18 protein-coding genes and 1 tRNA gene are annotated in these 19,578 nt (G+C 34.2%); 8 read left to right on the top strand and 11 right to left on the bottom strand.

The window, feature by feature from the left end:
• The first annotated feature begins 1 nt into the window (after position 1).
• Both BLV35_RS15100 and BLV35_RS15095 read left to right on the top strand, forming a co-directional pair.
• Complete coding sequence (locus tag BLV35_RS15100; protein ID WP_091092122.1) at positions 2-742, top strand: head GIN domain-containing protein; 741 nt, start codon at positions 2-4, stop codon at positions 740-742.
• An 85-nt stretch (positions 743-827) separates the two neighbouring features.
• Entirely contained in the window at positions 828-1,661 is an 834-nt protein-coding gene (locus BLV35_RS15095; protein ID WP_091092120.1) for a GIN domain-containing protein, read from the top strand.
• 95 nt (positions 1,662-1,756) lie between these two features.
• Here BLV35_RS15095 and trxB read toward each other — a convergent pair whose 3' ends face one another.
• From trxB to BLV35_RS15065, 7 genes are all read right to left on the bottom strand, one after another.
• Positions 1,757-2,704, bottom strand: coding sequence for a thioredoxin-disulfide reductase (gene trxB, locus BLV35_RS15090; RefSeq protein ID WP_091092117.1), 948 nt, complete (start codon positions 2,702-2,704; stop codon positions 1,757-1,759).
• A 291-nt stretch (positions 2,705-2,995) separates the two neighbouring features.
• Complete coding sequence (locus tag BLV35_RS15085) at positions 2,996-4,162, bottom strand: pyridoxal-phosphate-dependent aminotransferase family protein (protein ID WP_091092115.1); 1,167 nt, start codon at positions 4,160-4,162, stop codon at positions 2,996-2,998.
• A 7-nt stretch (positions 4,163-4,169) separates the two neighbouring features.
• Entirely contained in the window at positions 4,170-4,649 is a 480-nt protein-coding gene (rraA, locus tag BLV35_RS15080; protein ID WP_091092112.1) for a ribonuclease E activity regulator RraA, read from the bottom strand.
• 98 nt (positions 4,650-4,747) lie between these two features.
• Positions 4,748-6,373 (bottom strand): isocitrate lyase, encoded by a 1,626-nt coding sequence (locus BLV35_RS15075; RefSeq protein ID WP_091092110.1) that lies wholly within the window; start codon positions 6,371-6,373, stop codon positions 4,748-4,750.
• Between the two features lie 85 nt (positions 6,374-6,458).
• Entirely contained in the window at positions 6,459-8,057 is a 1,599-nt protein-coding gene (aceB, locus tag BLV35_RS15070) for a malate synthase A (protein ID WP_091092107.1), read from the bottom strand.
• A gap of 293 nt (positions 8,058-8,350) precedes the next feature.
• The gene (locus BLV35_RS19655; protein ID WP_262488535.1) at positions 8,351-8,476 is read right to left on the bottom strand and encodes a hypothetical protein; all 126 of its coding nucleotides are present in this window, start codon (positions 8,474-8,476) and stop codon (positions 8,351-8,353) included.
• Between the two features lie 449 nt (positions 8,477-8,925).
• A tRNA-Pro gene (locus BLV35_RS15065) sits at positions 8,926-9,000 on the bottom strand.
• A gap of 443 nt (positions 9,001-9,443) precedes the next feature.
• Between BLV35_RS15065 and BLV35_RS15060 the strand changes: the two genes are divergently transcribed.
• The 6 genes from BLV35_RS15060 to BLV35_RS15035 all read left to right on the top strand — a co-directional run bounded on the left by BLV35_RS15060 (position 9,444) and on the right by BLV35_RS15035 (position 14,778).
• Positions 9,444-10,211, top strand: coding sequence for a ParA family protein (locus BLV35_RS15060; RefSeq protein ID WP_091092104.1), 768 nt, complete (start codon positions 9,444-9,446; stop codon positions 10,209-10,211).
• Positions 10,212-10,215: 4 nt separating this feature from the next.
• Positions 10,216-11,118 carry a ParB/RepB/Spo0J family partition protein gene (locus tag BLV35_RS15055; RefSeq protein ID WP_091092102.1) on the top strand — a complete coding sequence of 301 codons (903 nt, stop codon included), beginning with the start codon at positions 10,216-10,218 and terminating at the stop codon, positions 11,116-11,118.
• Between the two features lie 23 nt (positions 11,119-11,141).
• Entirely contained in the window at positions 11,142-11,678 is a 537-nt protein-coding gene (locus BLV35_RS15050; RefSeq protein WP_091092099.1) for a DUF5683 domain-containing protein, read from the top strand.
• A gap of 58 nt (positions 11,679-11,736) precedes the next feature.
• Positions 11,737-12,438 carry a 4-hydroxy-tetrahydrodipicolinate reductase gene (gene dapB / locus BLV35_RS15045; protein WP_091092096.1) on the top strand — a complete coding sequence of 234 codons (702 nt, stop codon included), beginning with the start codon at positions 11,737-11,739 and terminating at the stop codon, positions 12,436-12,438.
• A gap of 64 nt (positions 12,439-12,502) precedes the next feature.
• Entirely contained in the window at positions 12,503-14,077 is a 1,575-nt protein-coding gene (gene lepB / locus BLV35_RS15040; protein ID WP_091092094.1) for a signal peptidase I, read from the top strand.
• 68 nt (positions 14,078-14,145) lie between these two features.
• Positions 14,146-14,778: a WbqC family protein gene (locus tag BLV35_RS15035; RefSeq protein WP_091092092.1), complete on the top strand. Its 633-nt coding sequence runs from the start codon at positions 14,146-14,148 to the stop codon at positions 14,776-14,778.
• Positions 14,779-14,892: 114 nt separating this feature from the next.
• Here the strand turns inward: BLV35_RS15035 and BLV35_RS15030 are convergent, their stop codons facing one another.
• The 4 genes from BLV35_RS15030 to mutL all read right to left on the bottom strand — a co-directional run bounded on the left by BLV35_RS15030 (position 14,893) and on the right by mutL (position 19,538).
• Positions 14,893-15,939 carry an endonuclease/exonuclease/phosphatase family protein gene (locus BLV35_RS15030; protein ID WP_091092090.1) on the bottom strand — a complete coding sequence of 349 codons (1,047 nt, stop codon included), beginning with the start codon at positions 15,937-15,939 and terminating at the stop codon, positions 14,893-14,895.
• Positions 15,940-16,022: 83 nt separating this feature from the next.
• On the bottom strand, positions 16,023-16,886 hold the full coding sequence (locus BLV35_RS15025) for a rhomboid family intramembrane serine protease (protein WP_091092087.1): 864 nt from the start codon (positions 16,884-16,886) through the stop codon (positions 16,023-16,025).
• A 52-nt stretch (positions 16,887-16,938) separates the two neighbouring features.
• The gene (locus BLV35_RS15020; protein WP_091092085.1) at positions 16,939-17,685 is read right to left on the bottom strand and encodes a rhomboid family intramembrane serine protease; all 747 of its coding nucleotides are present in this window, start codon (positions 17,683-17,685) and stop codon (positions 16,939-16,941) included.
• Positions 17,682-19,538 carry a DNA mismatch repair endonuclease MutL gene (gene mutL / locus BLV35_RS15015; RefSeq protein WP_091092083.1) on the bottom strand — a complete coding sequence of 619 codons (1,857 nt, stop codon included), beginning with the start codon at positions 19,536-19,538 and terminating at the stop codon, positions 17,682-17,684. Before mutL ends, BLV35_RS15020 begins: the two co-directional genes overlap by 4 nt.
• Between the last annotated feature and the right edge of the window lie 40 nt (positions 19,539-19,578).

Genomic DNA, 19,578 nt, shown 5'->3' with positions numbered 1-19,578 from the left:
CATGTTGAAAATCATCACAATAATAACTAAATTCATTCTAGTAGCACTAACTGCCCTGTTATTTACATCCTGTAACCATTCGATAAACATCAAATCTATCACGGGAAGTGGCCACGTTACTACTGAGAAAAGAAATGTAGATGGAGATTTTAAAAGTATTGAAGTTAGCAATGCTATCGATTTGATAATTGAACAATCAGACAAAACGGAGATTATTGTTGAAGCTGATGATAATTTACAAAAAAGCATCACTACAACTGTAGAAAATGGAGTACTTATCATAGCCTGTGATTATAATTCGTTTATAAATATCGAATCAAAAAAAGTTACGGTTAAAATGCCAATTATTGAATCCTTACGCGCTTCTAGTGCTTCATCGATTACAAGTGTACATACACTTAAAGGGGAAAAAATTAACCTCAGAACTTCTTCTGCTTCAAATATAAATCTAAATATTGAATCAGATTATATTGAATGTAAAGCCAGTAGTGGGAGTTCAATAACTATTGAAGGAATGGCGCTAAATATGGAGGCAACAGCTTCCAGCGGAAGTGATATTGACGCAAAGGACTTACTTGCTAACGAAGTAAATGCAACAGCATCAAGCGGAGCAACAATTAGTGTTCATCCTATTGTAAGTTTAAAAGCCAAAGCTTCAAGTGGTAGCAATGTTGACTATAACACTACCCCAAAATCAATCGAAAAAAGAGCGAGTTCTGGAGCAAGTATAGACAAGATTTAACTTTTTATTTGACAATTAATAACTGAATCATCCATCAAAAGTGGATGGTTTTTTTATATTTGTAATAATCATAACAAAAAATAAAATGAAAAAATATATAGTCATCACGCTTCTTGTACTATCGACAACTATTGTTTCTGCACAAAAAAAAGAAAAAATAAAAGGTTCTAAAACAGTAACGACTGAGCTAAGGGAAGTCGGTTATTTTGACACCCTTGAACTAGAAGATAATCTTGAAGTCTATTTAGAAAAAGGAGAAAAGCCAGGAATAAAGATTGAAGCAGATGACAATCTTCATGATATTATCTCAATGGACTTAAGAGATAAAACTCTTCGCATATACACTTCTAAGGAGGCTATAAAATATAGAAAACTGATCGTAAAGGTTACCTATACAAATGACTTAAAAAGTGTTTCTTCAAAAAATGATGCTGTTGTTAACGCAATACAAGAAGTACAATTGGACTCGATCATTTTTAGAAGTATCGATTACTCTAAATTGTTTTTAAACATAAATACAAAGAATTTTGTACTACAAGCAGATGATAAATCAAAAATCGAACTGAATGCAAAATCTGAAAAAATAAAAATTGTATTGAGTAAAAATGCAGCTTTGAAATCCTTAATTACTACTCCTGACTTAACATGTGACTTGTATCAAAAATCAGAAGCAAATATTGAAGGTACTGCTACTAATGCCGTGATTCGTCTAGATAACAATTCTGATTTAAAAGGAGATAAATTGACGATTAAAGATCTAGAATTAATTACTGAGAGTTACTCTACCGGTAGTATAAACGTAGAAACATCCATTAGTATAAGTGCTGGTGAGAAATCTCAAATTGAACTTTACGGAAACCCTAAAATTGAAATGAGGAAATTTGCTGATGAAGCCAAATTACTTAAAAAGGCAAAATAAAAAAACTATAGCAACGAAAAGCCCCATCTACTTATGTAAATGGGGCTTTTTTTATTGAAAATTTATTATTTCGAATATTAATTATTCTTTCGAAATTAGTCTTTAGCAGCTAAGTATCTTTCTGCGTCTAACGCTGCCATACAACCTGTACCTGCAGCCGTAATGGCTTGGCGATACACATGATCTGCTGCATCTCCAGATACAAAAACACCTTCTACATTTGTTTTTGAAGATCCCGGAGTATTAATGATATAACCCGTTTCGTCAAGAGCAATAAAATCTTTAAAAATATCAGTATTTGGTTTATGTCCAATGGCTACGAAGAAACCAGTTGCTGGAATCTCAAATTCTTCATTTGTAGTTTTGTTCAAAGCTTTTACACCGGTAACTACTTGTTCGTCTCCTAAAACTTCAACGGTATCGTGATTCATTAAAATCGTAATGTTTTCTGTTTTACGCACACGAGCTTCCATTATTTTTGACGCTCTAAATTTTTCACTTCGAACTAACATCGTCACTTTTTTGCAAAGTTTAGACAAGTAATGCGCTTCCTCACAAGCTGAATCTCCAGCTCCTACAATAACCACTTCTTGATTTCTGTAGAAAAAACCGTCGCAAACTGCACAAGCAGAAACGCCACCACCCATTTTCAAATAGTGCTGCTCAGAAGGCAAACCTATATATTTAGCGGATGCTCCAGTAGAAATAATTACAGTTTCGCAATGCAATTCCTTCGTTCCATTAATCCAAACTTTATGGATATCTCCTGAAAAATCAACTTTAGTTGCCCAACCGTCACGTACATCAGTACCAAAACGCTGTGCTTGAGCTTGCAAACCCACCATCATTTCTGGACCAGTTATCCCTTCAGGATTTCCAGGCCAGTTTTCCACTTCATTAGTTGTAGTTAATTGACCTCCAGGCTGCATTCCTTGGTATAAAACCGGATTCATATTTGCTCTTGCAGCATATATTGCAGCAGTATATCCTGCAGGACCAGAACCTATAATAAGGCATTTTATTTTTTCGATTGTATCTGACATAGTGAAATTTTATAATTATTTTAAACAGTACAAAAATAAGTCTTATTTACTGGAATACAGAAACGGAATAATCAGTTTTTGCTATTCTACAATAAAAAAATCCCCTCTGTTGAAACAGAAAGGATTTTTCATTAGGCGGGAAGAGGCTAAACAACTCCTCTATCTTATTGTAAATTAATTACATACAGTTTTAATCGCACTATTAATACCTTACCAAGTAACTTATATTTTTAGAAAAATTGTATTGACTATATAAATATTGAAAAATGAATTTTAAAGCGCTAATTACTTTTATTTTAAAAGTTCAATTTGAAAAGTCTGCAAACTTTTTCCAATTTCTAATGGGTGCCCTAATTCTGATAAAGCACGTTCCAAAGCTCCTAGTACAGCCAAAAGATCATTTGGAGAAACCGAACCCATATGCCCTATTCTAAAATAAGTGGCTTTGATTTCTGGCAGTAAACCTCCTGCTATAATTACATTACTATCCACCATTTTAGAACTTAATGCGGCTCCGTCTACACCCTCAGGATAATATACTGCTGTCAAGGTATTCGCAGCTATTTCAGTTGTTTTAGGTAATATAGTTAGGTTCAAGGAAGCTATTGCGGCTCTAAATGCTTTTGCTAAACTTTGATGTCTCTTCACCCTTTTTTCGATGCCTTCTTTACATATAATTTTCAAGCTAGTTTCTAAAGCTACAATTAAATTAACTGCTGGTGTCCCAAAATACGAAGGTCTTCTTTCTTCATACGCTTTCATTATAGGTAACCAATTAGTCCAATCTGCATAATAGTTAGGTACAGGCGTTTTTCTGTTTTTCCAAACTTGCATCGCTTTTTCTGAAACCATTAAAAGCGCCAATCCTGGCGGAACACCAATTGCTTTTTGAGATGCTGTTAAAACCACATCAAGTTCCCACTCGTCCTGATTTAACTCTTCACCCGCAACCGAGCATACACCATCTAAAATACTTAACGCATTGTATTTTTTGGCTAACTGGGCTATAGGCTTCGGATCTACTATTATGCCCGTCGAAGTGTCTACATGTGTAATTGTCAACGCTTTGTACTGTTTGTTTTTCAGTTCGTTTTCTATAGCTTCAAGAGGTGCAATTTCACCTAATGGCGCTTCTAAAAGCGTTGTATTTGCTCCATAGCGATCTAAAATGTCTTTAAATCGTTTACCAAAATAACCTGAAGAAATAACCAAGACATTATCTCCTCGTTCGATGAGGTTGGCGGCAGCCATATCCATAGCCAGTGTCCCAGTTCCTGCAACGATAAAGGGCTGTCCCTTTGGAGACATCCAAACTTCTCTCATTAACTCAAGGCTCTTTCCGAAAATTTCAATAAAATCTGGAGCTACATGACTCGTCGTAGGTATTCCCATTGCTTGTAAAACTTCTGGTTCAAATTCGATAGGACCAGGAATCATCAGTAATTTTCTAGCTTTCATGTGGTTTTTATTTTAATAAATTATTTTTACTTACCAATATTCCGTCGGCATCTGCATAGATGTATTCACCCGGAATAAAAGTAATCCCTCCAAATTTAATTGGAATATTAATCTCTCCCAAATTACGCTTCACACTTTTAACAGGAGAAGTGTTCAGCGCTTTTATGCCTATATTCATTGAGTTAATGACTTCACTATCGCGAATGCAACCATTTGCAATAATGCCCTCCCAATTATTTTGTATTGCCAAAACAGCTAATTGACCACCTACTAATGCACAACGTAAAGAACCTCCACCATCAATCACGAGCACTTTACCTTTTCCATTAAGCTCTAATTGTGTTCGAACTAATGAATTATCTTCAAACAACTTTATCGTCGTTATTTTACCTGAAAATGCTTTTTTGTTACCAAAATGATTAAAAATAGGGTCAACACAACTAAGAAGTGTTTCATATTCATCCCAAAGATCTGCAGTTGTAAACATATTTGCAAGTAATTATTTAAGGAAATTGTTTTAATTAACTAAATTTAAAAAGGCAACATGCGTACATGTTGCCTTTATCTGTAAGATAGAATAAAATATTATTTTTCTAATACTAATTCTCTTTTTTGCTCTGTTTTTTTACTTTCAAACTGATCACTAGTATTTTTAGCTCCATCCGCTTTTAAAGCTTTGTCTCCAGCAAAGAATGTTTTATGATCATCACCTAGGTTTGATCCTGCCATTCTTTGATGTTTTACACAAGCAACACCTTTACGAATTTCTTGTCTTTGAACTCCTTTAACATAAGCTAACATGCCTTCTTTACCAAAATAACCTTGAGTTAAATCATTCATGTGAAGTGCTGTAGTATGATATGTTGGCAATGTAATTAAGTGATGGAAAATTCCAGCTTCTTTTGAACTATCTAATTGGAACGTCCTAATTTTATCATCTGCACGATGACACAATTCCGAATTATCATATTGTACGTCCATTAAATTATTTCTATCGTAAGCTGTCATGTTTTCACCTTCTGCAAGCATTTCATCATAAGCTTGATTACGGAAATTCAAAGTCCAGTTAAAAGAAGGAGAGTTATTGTAAACCAATTTCGCAGTTGGTACCACTTCTCTAATTCTGTTTACCATATGAGCAATTTGCTTCACATTTGGTGTTGGAGTTTCAATCCATAAAAGATCGGCTCCATTTTGTAGACTTGTAATACAATCTAAAACAACTCTATCGATATTCGAACCCTCTTTAAATTGGTACAAACCGTTTGGCAATCTCACAGGACGTACTAATTTTCCATTTCTTTTAAGAAGAACATCGTCTTCTTTAGCATCATTAATCGCGATTTCTTCTGCTTCTACAAAAGCTAAATATTGAGAAGCTAAATCTCCCGCTTCAGTGCTAACTGGTAACTTTTGAGTTAAACTTGCTCCTTCAGAATCTGTTCTTGCAACAATAATTCCATCATCTACTCCTAATTCTAAAAAGGCATAACGAATAGCATTAATTTTAGCGATAAAATCTTCATGCGGCACAGTAACTTTTCCATCTTGATGACCACATTGTTTAGCATCAGAAACTTGGTTTTCAATTTGGATTGCACATGCACCAGCCTCAATCATTTTTTTTGTTAGCAAGTAAGTCGCTTCTTCGTTTCCAAAACCTGCATCAATATCAGCAATAATAGGAACTATATGTGTTTCAAAATTATCAATTTGATCTTGTACATTTTCGCCTTTTTCAAGTCTTCTGAATAAATCATTTAACTCAATTGCATCTGCTTGACGCAAGAAATCATAAATTTCTTTTATTAAAGCAGGAACAGTAGTTTTTTCGTGCATAGATTGATCTGGCAACGGCCCAAATTCCGAACGTAATGCAGCAACCATCCAACCTGATAAATAGATATAACTTTTGCTAGTCGTTTTATGATGCTTTTTAACGGCTATCATATTTTGTTGAGCAACAAAACCATGCCAAGAACCTAGCGATTGTGTATAATTAGATGCATCTGCATCATATTCTGCCATATCTTTTCTCATAATAGCAGCTGTATATTTAGCGATGTCTAAACCTGTTTTAAAGCGATTTTGAGTAACCATTCTAGCTGCGCTTTCCGGGTTTATGGCATTCCATGTACTTCCGTACTTTGCTTTAAGATCAATTACAGTTTGTAATGCAGAACTATAGTTACTTTGTTCTAAATTTTTCATAATTTTGTTTTTTTATTATTAAGATTTTCTAGATTTTGATAATTACGTCTCGTAAACTATTCCAGTAGTTGCGAGACATTTTTTTTTAAATATATTGGTATGCTGGTAGTGTTAAAAATTCTTCAAACACTTCTGAGATTACTAGTTTATTAAATAGTTCAATAGCTAATTCAAACTTGCTATTCTTTATGTTCTCTTCACCAAATTCAGTGATGAGTTTTTCTATCTCATCATCAAAAATAGCTTCGTATAACTTCCTATCAAAAGTTCGTCCGTCTTCTATAACAACCTCATTATGTAGCCATTGCCACACTTGAGTTCTAGAAATTTCGGCTGTTGCAGCATCTTCCATTAGATTATAAAGAGCTACTGCACCATGACCTCTTAGCCAAGCTTCTGTATATAAAATACCAACATTAATGTTTTTTCTAATTCCATCTTCTGTTACAGTTCCTTTAGGTATTTCGACTAAATCTTGTTCCGTTATATTTACATCGTCACGTGTCACATGTAATTGATTCGCTGTTGGCATGTATTTGTTGAATTCTGCCATAGCAACTGCTACTAGTGCAGGATGTGCAACCCAAGTACCATCATGCCCATTTTTCACTTCACGTTCCTTATCTGTTCTTACCTTTTCTAAAGCAGCAGCATTCGCTTTTTCATCATTTTTAATCGGAATTTGCGCAGCCATTCCGCCTATAGCAAGTATTCCTCTTTTGTGACAACGTTGAATTACTAACTTTGAATACGCATCCATAAATGGAGTTGTCATAGTGACTTGATCGCGATTTGGAACTACAAAATTTGGATGGTTTCTGAATTTTTTGATGTAAGAAAAAATATAATCCCAACGACCACAGTTTAAACCAACAATATGATCTTTTAGTTCGAAAATTATTTCGTCAAGTTGAAAACTAGCTGTAATGGTTTCTACCAAAACAGTTGCTTTAAAAGTTCCGTTTGGCACTTCTAAATACTCTTGAGCAAATTCAAATACTTTGTTCCACCAACGCGCTTCTAAATAATGCTCTAATTTTGGTAAGTAGAAATACGGTGCAGTTCCATTTTGCAGCATTGTTTGTGTGTTATGGAATACATACAAACCAAAATCAACTAAACTACCAGAGGCTTTTTCATTGTTAATGATAATATGTCTTTCATCTAAATGCAAACCTCTTGGTCTAACCAATAAAACAGCCGTTTCTGGATTTAATGTATATGATTTATTGCGTTTTGTATCAACTAAAGAAATTGTTTTTTTATTAGCATCTATTAGGTTTTGCTGACCTTCAATAGCATTTTTCCATGTAGGAGCATTACTATCTTCTAAATCTGCCATAAATGTTTTGGCTCCTGAATTCAAAGCATTGATAATCATTTTTTTATCAACTGGGCCTGTAATCTCTACACGTCTATCTTGTAAGTCATGCGGAATGTTGCCAGCAGTCCAGTTTCCATCTCTTATCGATTTAGTCTCAGTAGGAAATATTGGAAATTTACCTTCATCAAAAACCTTTTGTTGAATTACACGACTTTCTAACAGAGATAATCTTTCTGGATTAAATTTTTCATGAAGAGCAGTAATAAAAATTAATGCTTCATCAGTTAAAATTTCTGGATAGTAATTATTAACCTCTTTAGAAAAGTTAATTTTAGATTGTTTTAAATAGGTGCTTTCCATGTTGTTATATATTTATAATGCAATAGTATAACAAAGTTTTTAATAAAACAAGCGAACGTACGCTAAATATTTGTTTTTACTAAAAAAACACATGTTCACAATAAAATTTCAATTCCCTCCATTGAAGATGAACGTATTAAATTCAGAATCCAACTCCGGTAAAAACAGAGCAGTGGCAGGATTCTTTATCTTTACAAAAATAGAAATACACTCCCAAACAGTAGCAAACTTCTTCCACACCGAATAACGTAACACCAATTTTACATAGTAAACATGAGACTTGACCCCATCAATTAGCGTAAATCGTATTCAATACCACCATTAAAAATATATTTTTTTTCTAAGACATCGAAGCCAACACAGTTTCTTTCCCAACCACATTCTTGACTAGCTTCAGAAAGCCAAACCGATATATTCATAATACATAACGACTTATTTGTGTGTCACCACTAAAAAACGTCAAATCATCATGCTTTATACGCCATTCTGAAATAATAGACTCTTGCTTTAATAAAAAATTTGCACGGCTATCGTCAGATTAACAAGAAGATGGCCTTTTTACGTTTTCCGCAGTAGCAAACTCTAACCATAAATTCCAAAAGACATTCAAAGCATTTACTCGGCTTTACTTTAAAAACCGAATGATTGCCCTAAAACAATAAAGCTTGACAATCATATGATCATCAAGCTTTACTATTAAATTATTTACTAAAATCTAGAAATGACAGAGTTTACACTAAAAACACAAAGTCGAACCTACAACCTTCCTGATTTTCAATCGACATCTCAATACAACAACTATTTCGAAATCAGATTGGAAATTATTAGACATAAAAAAAAACCTTCTTGGTTCACAAGAAGGTTTTAGTCGGGGTGGCAGGATTCGAACCTGCGGCCTCCTGCTCCCAAAGCAGGCGCGATAACCGAGCTACGCTACACCCCGAAAGCGAGTACAAATATAAAACTATTTTTTGCTTAAACAACACTATTTGAAAAATAAGAAATAAAAAACAATTGTAAAAAAAGAACGCTGTGACATTATTACCCACATCGACTTCATCTTTTGCAGTTTAGCCTCCTTCTTCATAAATCTATCGCCACAAAAAAAAATCTCTTTCTCTAAACTCAGTATTAAATGACCTATAAACAGCCATAGCGCGCCTCAGTATAAACTAACAAAACAGTCAGAACTCCAAATTCAAACTCTATAATCAGCCCATCAAGCTGACCTCGTTGACAATCCAAAAAATTCCTGAAATAAAAATTAAGAAGCACATAATAAAACACAGCAATACGCCCCTAATCAAGCTTTAACAAATGTTAACAAAATAGATTTTTAGAAACCATAATAAATTGTATTTTTACGGTTCAAAATTTATAAAATAAATGGGCAAAATCATTGCGATTGCTAATCAAAAAGGAGGAGTTGGAAAGACTACAACATCTGTAAATCTTGCCGCTTCCTTAGGAGTTTTAGAAAAGAAAGTATTACTTATAGACGCTGATCCACAAGCTAATGCGAGTTCTGGATTAGGAATCAATGTCGACGAAGTTGAAATCGGAACATACCAAATTCTGGAACATAGCAATACCCCCAGAGAGGCAATTATAAAATGTTCAGCACCAAACGTAGATGTAATTCCATCACATATTGACCTTGTTGCCATCGAAATCGAATTGGTAGATAAGGAAAATAGAGAATATATGCTTAAAAAAGCACTAGAGAGTGTAAAAGACGATTATGATTATATTATCATTGATTGTGCGCCTTCTCTTGGACTGCTTACGTTGAATGCATTAACAGCAGCTGATTCAGTAATTATCCCTATTCAATGTGAGTATTTTGCATTGGAAGGTTTGGGTAAACTACTAAATACCATAAAAAGCATTCAAAAAATTCACAATCCAGATTTAGATATCGAAGGATTATTATTAACCATGTTTGACTCCCGACTTCGTTTATCGAATCAAGTTGTCGAAGAAGTGCAAAAGCATTTTAACGATATGGTTTTTGACACTATTATTCAAAGAAATGTAAAATTGAGCGAAGCGCCTAGTTTTGGAGAAAGCATCATCAACTATGACGCAACCAGCAAAGGAGCTGCTAATTATTTACATTTAGCGCAGGAAGTTATAAAGAAAAACAGCAAATAGTTTTATGGCAAAAGCAATAAAAAAACAAGCCTTAGGCAGAGGATTATCTGCATTACTAAAAGATCCGGAAAACGATATTAAATCAGTAAACGATAAAAATGCCGACAAAGTTGTAGGTAATATTATTGAGCTTGAAATAGATGCTATTGAGATAAATCCTTTTCAACCCCGTAGTAATTTTAATGAAGAATCATTAAGAGAACTTGCCACTTCTATAAAAGAATTAGGAGTGATACAGCCTATTACTGTTAGAAAACTAGAATTCAATAAATACCAGTTGATTTCAGGGGAACGCCGTTTGCGCGCTTCTACCCTAGTGGGATTAACAACTGTTCCTGCATACATTCGTATTGCAAATGACAATGAATCGTTAGTTATGGCTTTGGTTGAAAATATTCAACGTCATGATTTAGATCCAATAGAAATTGCACTGTCTTACCAAAGGTTAATTGATGAAATTCAATTGACTCAGGAACAAATGAGCGAGCGTGTAGGAAAAAAACGTTCTACTATTGCCAACTATTTACGTCTTTTAAAACTAGATCCGATTATCCAAACAGGAATTCGTGATGGTTTTATCAGCATGGGGCATGGTCGTGCAATTATCAATATCGAAGATTTAGACATTCAAACTGATATTTACCAAAAAATAGTAAGTCAAAACCTTTCTGTACGTGATACAGAGGCTTTGGTAAAAAACTATCAGGAAAGTTTAAAACCAAAACCAGCAACCAAAGCGAAATCATCATCAGGATTTGAAATTGAAGAAACACAGAAAAAGGTTTTCACTAATTATTTCGGAGCCAAAGTAGATGTAAAAGTTGCCGGAAACGGAAAAGGAAAGATTACAATTCCATTTCAATCAGAAGAAGACTTCAATAGAATCATGGAAATAATAAAAGGATAGTGAATAAATTTCTTTACATAGGAATGTTCTTTTTTATTATAGGACACACCACTATTTTTGCTCAAGTAAAAACAGATGCTGTTCTCGTGGCTAAAGACACAGTAAAGACAAACGATATAGATCCGCTTACCCCGGCAAAGGCAGCTTTCTATTCTGCCGTTTTACCCGGTTTAGGACAGGCGTATAATAAAAAATATTGGAAAATTCCTCTTGTTTACGGCGCTATTGGAACTAGCCTATATTTCTACTTAGATAGCAATACAAAATACCATCAATATAGAGATGCTTATAAACGTAGGCTTGAAGGATATAGTGATGACAAATACTCCTACCTAGATGACTCCAGATTAATTGCCGGACAAAAATTCTATCAACGAAATCGCGATTTATCTGCCTTGTTTGTTGTAGCTTTTTATGCTTTAAACATTATCGACGCTAACGTAGACGCTGCCTTATTGCAGTTTAATGTGGACGAAAACTTATCAGTACGACCTGTAATTTATCCTAATGATGTAACATTAAAGACAAATGTAGGTCTAACCTTTAATTACAATTTTTAGATCATAAACGAGACAACTCGTTTACCATCTGAATTTTTAATTTATAAATAAACACCAAATGAAAATTGCGCTTTTAGGATACGGGAAAATGGGTCAGGTAATCGAGAGAATTGCACAGGAAAGAGGTCATGAGATTGTTTTGAAGAAAGATGAAAACAACACTTACGATGGGCTTTCAACTGCTGATGTCGCCATAGATTTCAGCGTTCCTACTGCGGCTGTACCTAATATTTCAAATTGTTTTCTTGCTAATGTACCTGTAGTTTCAGGCACAACGGGTTGGCTGGAACATTATGACGAAATGGTAGCGCTATGTTCCGCTAAAAACGGTGCTTTCATATCCAGTTCAAACTTTAGCTTAGGAGTTAATATATTTTTTGAAATTAACGAATATCTGGCTAAAATGATGGCTAAACTGGACAGTTATAGTATTGAAATGGAAGAAATTCACCATACTCAAAAACTGGATGCTCCCAGCGGCACTGCTATCTCATTAGCCAAAGGAGTAATTGAAAATAGCAATTACACGAATTGGACTTTAGACGAACCGAGAGCAGATCAAATTCATATTAATGCAAAAAGAATTGGAACTGTTCCTGGAACACATACGGTAACTTATAATTCAGCTGTTGATAGTATCGAGATAAAACATACGGCACACAATCGTGAGGGATTTGCTCTAGGAGCCGTAATTACAGCAGAATGGATTGTAGGCAAACATGGCGTTTTCTCAATGAAAGACGTTTTAGAATTAAAATAAATCAAATACACTTTTGGGGAACACTTACTAAACTTCCCGCCCTATAAAACTAAAAAATTAAGCTATGTCTATATATCAATGGTTTGTGTTTTTCCTATTTGTACAAATAGTTCACTTTTTAGGAACTTGGAAATTATATGAAGCTGCCGGCAGAAAACGTTGGGAAGCAGCAATTCCTGTTTACAACGCTATTGTATTAATGAAAATAATAGGACGCCCTACTTGGTGGACGTTGTTGCTTTTTATTCCAATCATAAACCTAATTATGTTTCCAGTAATCTGGATCGAAACATTAAGGAGTTTTGGGAAAAAATCAACCTTAGACACTTTTTTAGGGATAATTACTTTTGGCCTTTATATCTATTACATTAACTATACTCAAAAACTAGATTACGTTGTCGACAGAAGTATCCATCCTCAAAATAAAACTGCAGACACTGTTAGTTCATTGCTGTTCGCTATAATTGTAGCTACTTTGGTTCACACTTATCTTGTACAGCCCTATACTATTCCAACATCGTCTTTGGAAAAATCGTTATTGATTGGAGATTTCCTATTTGTTAGTAAAGTAAATTATGGAGCCAGAGTACCAATGACTGCTGTAGCATTGCCAATGGTTCATGATTCAATTCCCGTTGTTAAAACTAAATCCTACTTGAACTGGCCGCAAATACCTTACTTAAGATTACCCGGAATTGAAGACATAAAACGTACTGACATTGTCGTTTTTAACTGGCCTGTGGATACAGTTCATTACTTTTTTGAAGCAAAGGGAAGCCCTGGCGTAATCAAACCAATCGATAAAAAATCGAACTATGTAAAACGATGTGTAGGAGTTCCTGGAGACAGCCTGTCCATAAAAGATGGTATTGTTTATATAGATGGTAAAGTACTACAACTGCCAGAAAGAGCAAAACCTCAGTTTTCTTATTCAGTAGCCTTAGATGGTAAAACGCCTATTGATTTTGAATATCTATTAAAAGATATGGACGTAACCGATGGCATTGGTTATAAAGGCCCCTCAAAAGACACTTTACTATTCAGAGCATTAACAGCTGCAGGAGCAGCAAGACTGCGCAATGTTCCCGGAATAACTGCTGTTACCCAAGAAATTTTTCAAGGAACAGAAGGCGGGATATTCCCACACATAAATAAATGGAACCGCGATAATTTTGGTCCGATCTACATTCCTCAAAAGGGACAATCAGTAGCGCTTACCACAGAGACTTTACCGTTTTACAAAAGAATTATCACTGATTATGAATTGAATGATAACGGAGATAAAAACGATCTTAAAGTCACAGGAAACGAAATCAGATTAAATGGTGAAGTAGTTAACAATTATACTTTCAAACAAAATTACTATTGGATGATGGGTGACAACCGCCACAACTCTGAAGATAGCCGTTATTGGGGTTTTGTACCTGAAAATCACATTGTAGGAAAACCAGTATTCATCTGGTTGAGTTGGGATACTAATGGAAAAGGATTGAATAAAATACGCTGGGATAGAGTTTTCACAACCGTTAGCGGTGAAGGGCAACCACAATCGTATTTTAAATATTTCTTAATTGCATTAGCAGCCTTTTTCGTGGGTGAGTATTTTTGGAAAAAAAGAAAAGACAAAAAAAATATCTAGTTTAAAGGTTCAGGTTTAAAGTTACTAGTACCAATTGAAGCTTTAAACCTGAAACAAAAAATAAAACTATGAATACACTCCTCCATCCTACCTACTTCCCTTCGATAAGCCATTTTGTTGCCATGTCGCAATCAGACGGTATTACATTTGAAATAGAGGATAATTTCCAAAAACAAACTAATAGAAATCGTACTTATATCTATAGTCCTAATGGAATTCAGTTACTGAACATTCCAGTTAAGCACTCTAAAGCCAACCATCAATCAACCAAAGACATTCAAGTCGACGCTGATTTTGACTGGCAGAAACAACATTACAAATCGCTGGAAACGGCTTACCGAAGCTCACCATTCTTTGAATTTTTTGACGATGATATTCGTCCCTTCTATGAAAAAAAACACAAATTTCTATTGGATTTAAACTTTGACACCTTAGAAATCATCTCTAAATGCATGCGAGTAAAGATTGACTATACAACGACTACTGAATATGTACCAGAAGTTGATTCCACTCTAATTTTAGACTACAGGTCGCTCGCAGATGGGAAAAAAGACCCTTCTTCTTTTGAAAAATACATTCAAGTATTTGATGATAAACATGGATTTATAAATAATCTAAGCGTTCTTGACTTACTATTCAATGAAGGTAAATTTGCTTTAGATTATATGAAAAAACAAAAACTGGTTATTAATACCATTTAAGCATAGAGATTACTGTGAAATTTTTCACACCCTAAATCTAACATTTAGTTTTTGGTTATGTTATATTGTAGTATTTTTAAAAGCCTTATTATACAAATAAAGATTGCTATTCTTTTATTCTAATGATAATTGTGCCATAATGGGATAATGATCGGAATTTTCGAATTCAGGAAAGCTTTCAAACATTTTGACAGTCATCTTCTCATCAGCAAAAATATAGTCAATTCTGGTAGGATAATACTTGAACTTATAAGTTGCTCCAAATCCTTTACCAGCTTCTTCAAAACTATCTTTTAGCGTTCCTTTTATATTTCTATAAACATAGGAAAACGCACTGTTATTCATATCACCACATATGATAATAGGGTATTCACATTCCTTTTCATGCTTCTTAAAAATTTCTGCTTGTTGCTGTTGTAGCTTAAAAGCTTTACTGATTCTTATAAGCATCATTTGAGATTTATTCTTATTAATCACATCAATATTCTCTGATATTTCATTAACATCAGGTGAAATCTTAATAGATTGCAAGTGCATATTATAAACCCTAATAATATCCTTTCCTTTCTTTATGTCAGCATAAATAACATTATTATTAGAGCTTGGAAATATAATACTCCCTTGATTTATTATGGGAAATTTAGAGAAGATAGCTTGACCTGTTTTAATCTTGTTTCCCTCCATCAAAATATATTTATGGCGGTACACTTTTAAATCAATAACAGCAGAGGACGAAAACTCTTGAATGCACAAGATATCAGGGTTTTTGTCATTTATAAATTCAAGAATTTCTCCCGGAACATCTGCCTTATCTAACCATTTAAACAAATTGAACAAGCGGACATTGTAACTCATAACAGTGAAATTCTTTTCATCTGGCGGATACTCTTTGGCTGAAAACTTGTAGAATTTATTAATAAAGGTAATCCCAATCAAAAGTACCAACCCAGATAAGATCATGCGTTTTTTAAACTGCAGTCCCCAATACAAAAAAAACAAACCATTTAAAATAAAAAACAATGGCATGAAAAGAGTCAAAACAGATAAAATTGGAAATATTTTCGGAGCCAGAAACGGCAAAATATACGCGACAAAAGTGACAATAATAAGAACAACGTTTAAACTATACATTGCTTTATTGAACCAGGAAAGTTTTTTCATATTTTTACTTGTTCCATTAATTAGATTGTCAAATTACTAACGGCTAACTATTTAATTTATTTCTAAAATATGCTGTAAAATTCTTATTTTCCAGCTTTAAACAAAAATTCTTTTTCATCCTTAGTTAAACTATCATATCCTGACTGACTAATTTTATCCAAGATTTCATCAATTTGTTGCTGCGCTTTATCTTTTGTAATAATCTTGGAAACCCTTTTTTCAACCGGTTTACCATAATTTTTATGAACTTTTTTAAATGGAGTTGAGCTTGATTTTTTAAACAAATTAGCAAAAAAAGTAATAACTCCCGTTACTATTTCACTCAAATCAGTTCCTTTTTGCAATAATCGGATAAAAAGAAAACCAAACAAAGCTCCCGCCAGATGAGAGATGTGCCCTCCAGTATTGTCCAAGCGAAATTGCATTAGGTCCAAAATTAGAATCACTGCTGTAATGTGCCATAACTTAACATTCCCTATCAGCAACAAACGAACATGCATCAACGGCTGATAAGTCGTAACAGCTACTAAAACAGCCATAATCGCTGCAGATGCCCCTACGATAGAAGCACTTAAATTCAAAATATAATAACCTAACACAAAAGCTACACCTGCAAAAATAGCCCCTAAAATATACAGACCTAATAATTGCTTTTGCGTGAAAAATGTCAAAAACAGCGAGCTGGCAAAGTTAAAAACCATCATATTAAAAAGTAAATGCCAAAATCCGTCATGAAAAAACGAATAGGTTAAGAATGTCCACGGCATCAATCCAAAAACAGAAGGCACTGTTGACAAAGCGACCCAATTAGGGAAATGAAATGATCCAGACTTAAACTCATAGAAAAATACCAATGAAACGAGAAAGCAAGCAACATTCCAATAGATTAATCTATGGGCTACACCACCTAACTTATACTGCATTTTTAAGTCATCTATAATATTCATTCTTTGTATTTACGTTTTTTATGAAATAATATCTTTTACGAGCAGAAACATTTTAGTTCCACCTGTTGTCATTAAACTGATTCTTCTTCCAATACCACATAATCAGAAAGCCAAATAAAGCTCCACCAACGTGAGCAAAATGTGCGATACCACCACCGCCAAAAATAGATTGTCCAGAAACTCCTAAATACAAATCTACTAAAACTAAACCAGGTACAAAATATTTTGCTTTTATAGGCACAGGAATAAACATCAAAGCCAACTCAGCATTAGGAAACATAAATGCAAATGCGACAATTACACCATAGATAGCACCAGAAGCACCCACTACAGTTCCCATATAAGCACTAAGAAAATTTTTGTATTCTGAAGGAGTCAACAACTCTTGCCATTGCGTGTTAATTTTACCTTCGTTTAAAAGTTGTATAACTTCAGTCTTAGAAAAACCGTTGGAGACTAAAGTACTTATAGCATCATTAAAGTAATAATAATTAATTCCTGTATGAAGCAATGCCGCACCTAAACCACAAGAAATATAAAAGAATAGAAACTTTTTACTTCCCCAAAAACTTTCCAAAGCAGATCCAAACGAATACAAAGCAAACATATTAAAAAAGATATGCATATACCCACCGTGCATAAACATATGCGTGATAGGCTGCCATAATTGAAAGTCTTTATTTTCCGGAAAAAACATAGCTAACATTTTGTAAGCAGGATCTCCAACGATTAAAGTTCCAATAAAAAAGAGAACATTAATTATAATTAATTGTTTTACCGTTTCGGTTACATTTCTCATAGTGCAAATTTTTTATCTAAATCTTCCACACGCATTGTGATGAAAGTTGGTTTTTGAAAAGGGGAAACATTAGGATCTTTACAGGCAAAAAGACCGTTTACCAAGTTTTCCTGCTCTTTTAATGTTAAAGCCGTCCCTGTTTTTACAGCTAAACTTTTGGCCATTGATTTCGCAATCGTGTCATTCTGACTAAAACTACTGTCGGGAATTCCATCTTGTAAATCGCTTAATAATTGTTCTAAAACTAACGAAACTTCGCTTTCAGTTACATTTACTGGAATCCCTGAAATAACGACATGATCTATACTAGTCTCTTCAAAAACAAAACCGGTATTAACCAGTGACAATTTTAAATCCTGGATAAGCTCCATTTCTGTAGCCGAAAAGAACAAATCTAACGGGAATAACAATTGCTGACTTGAGGCTTGATTCACCGTCATATTAGTCAAAAACTGCTCATACAATACTCTTTGATGAGCCCGCTGCTGATCCACAATAACCATTCCTGATTTAATAGGAGATACGATATATTTTTTATGAATTTGGTAGGCATTATTAACGGTTTGTTCGACTTCTTCCTCATTGAACAAAGAACCTGTCACTTCTTCACTTTCAAATGAAAAATCAGTATTTCCGGAAATAAACTCTCCCTCTTGTTTTAATCCTACGTACAAACTTTCCCAAGAAGCTGTTGGTTCAGGCTTTCTATAACTAGAACCTGAATAGTGTTTATTTACTTTATCATCCGAAAAAGGATTAAAGCTTCCATCCACTTGTATTGTTGGTGTAGCTCCTTCTAAATCTTTGTAATGGTAAGGCGTATCTAAATTAGAATCTCTGTCGAAATCTAAAACTGGCGCCACATTAAACTGACCTAAACTATGTTTAATCGAAGCTCTTAAAATAGCATACATGGCATGTTCATCATCAAATTTAATCTCTGTTTTAGTAGGATGTATATTGATATCAATCGTATTTGGCGGCACCGTTAAATATAAAAAATAACTAGGCTGGGCTCCATCTCTCAAAATACCATCATAGGCAGCCATTATTGCATGATGCAAATAACCACTTTTAATAAATCGATCATTAACAAAGAAAAACTGCTCTCCTCTATTTTTTTTAGCAAATTCAGGCTTACTGACAAAGCCTTGAATTGTCACGATTTCAGTCTCTTCTTGAACCGGAACTAGCTTTTCATTGGTTTTACCAGCAAAAATATTAACGATTCGCTGCCTCATGCTTGAGGGAGGCAAATTGAACATTTCGCTTCCATTATGAAAGAAAGTAAAATAGATGTTTGGGTGTGCTAAAGCGACACGTTGAAATTCATCAATGATATGACGATACTCTACCGTATCCGACTTTAAAAAGTTGCGTCTAGCAGGAATATTGAAAAACAGATTTTTGACCGCAAATGACGTCCCTTTAGGCAGCACAGCAACTTCTTGAGAGACAAACTTACTACCTTCGACAATAATTTGCGTTCCTAACTCTTCTTGATCTTGTTTCGTCTTCATCTCCACATGAGCAATCGCAGCAATTGAAGCCAATGCTTCCCCCCGAAACCCTTTCGTATGCAATGAAAATAAATCCTCTGCCTTACGTATTTTTGAAGTCGCATGGCGTTCAAAACACAAACGCGCATCGGTAACGCTCATTCCCAGTCCATTATCAATAACCTGAACTAATGCTTTCCCGGCATCTTTTATAATCAATTTAATATCACTTGCCTTTGCATCAACTGCATTTTCAAGTAATTCTTTGACAACGGAAGCAGGTCTTTGTACGACTTCTCCAGCAGCAATTTGGTTGGCAACATGATCAGGAAGCAATTGAATGATACTCGACATTAAAAAATATTTATTTAAAGTTTACGTTTTATTTTTAAAA

Source organism: Flavobacterium gillisiae (assembly GCF_900107635.1).
Classification (GTDB): Bacteria; Bacteroidota; Bacteroidia; order Flavobacteriales; family Flavobacteriaceae; genus Flavobacterium; species Flavobacterium gillisiae.
Note: the sequence above shows the minus strand (reverse complement) of the source record. Positions and strands in the feature narration are given on the sequence as shown.

Bases quoted from the DNA above. Each gene is read 5' to 3' on its own strand.
- BLV35_RS15055 (WP_091092102.1), top strand. From the start codon at position 10,216: ATGGCAAAAGCAATAAAAAAACAAGCCTTAGGCAGAGGATTATCTGCA.
- lepB (WP_091092094.1), top strand. From the start codon at position 12,503: ATGTCTATATATCAATGGTTTGTGTTTTTCCTATTTGTACAAATAGTT.
- BLV35_RS15060 (WP_091092104.1), top strand. From the start codon at position 9,444: ATGGGCAAAATCATTGCGATTGCTAATCAAAAAGGAGGAGTTGGAAAG.
- trxB (WP_091092117.1), bottom strand. From the start codon at position 2,704: ATGTCAGATACAATCGAAAAAATAAAATGCCTTATTATAGGTTCTGGT.
- BLV35_RS15025 (WP_091092087.1), bottom strand. From the start codon at position 16,886: ATGAATATTATAGATGACTTAAAAATGCAGTATAAGTTAGGTGGTGTA.
- dapB (WP_091092096.1), top strand. From the start codon at position 11,737: ATGAAAATTGCGCTTTTAGGATACGGGAAAATGGGTCAGGTAATCGAG.
- BLV35_RS15050 (WP_091092099.1), top strand. From the start codon at position 11,142: ATGTTCTTTTTTATTATAGGACACACCACTATTTTTGCTCAAGTAAAA.
- BLV35_RS15075 (WP_091092110.1), bottom strand. From the start codon at position 6,373: ATGAAAAATTTAGAACAAAGTAACTATAGTTCTGCATTACAAACTGTA.
- aceB (WP_091092107.1), bottom strand. From the start codon at position 8,057: ATGGAAAGCACCTATTTAAAACAATCTAAAATTAACTTTTCTAAAGAG.
- BLV35_RS15020 (WP_091092085.1), bottom strand. From the start codon at position 17,685: ATGAGAAATGTAACCGAAACGGTAAAACAATTAATTATAATTAATGTT.
- mutL (WP_091092083.1), bottom strand. From the start codon at position 19,538: ATGTCGAGTATCATTCAATTGCTTCCTGATCATGTTGCCAACCAAATT.
- BLV35_RS15100 (WP_091092122.1), top strand. From the start codon at position 2: ATGTTGAAAATCATCACAATAATAACTAAATTCATTCTAGTAGCACTA.
- BLV35_RS15095 (WP_091092120.1), top strand. From the start codon at position 828: ATGAAAAAATATATAGTCATCACGCTTCTTGTACTATCGACAACTATT.
- BLV35_RS15035 (WP_091092092.1), top strand. From the start codon at position 14,146: ATGAATACACTCCTCCATCCTACCTACTTCCCTTCGATAAGCCATTTT.
- BLV35_RS15030 (WP_091092090.1), bottom strand. From the start codon at position 15,939: ATGAAAAAACTTTCCTGGTTCAATAAAGCAATGTATAGTTTAAACGTT.
- rraA (WP_091092112.1), bottom strand. From the start codon at position 4,649: ATGTTTACAACTGCAGATCTTTGGGATGAATATGAAACACTTCTTAGT.
- BLV35_RS15085 (WP_091092115.1), bottom strand. From the start codon at position 4,162: ATGAAAGCTAGAAAATTACTGATGATTCCTGGTCCTATCGAATTTGAA.
- BLV35_RS19655 (WP_262488535.1), bottom strand. From the start codon at position 8,476: ATGAATATATCGGTTTGGCTTTCTGAAGCTAGTCAAGAATGTGGTTGG.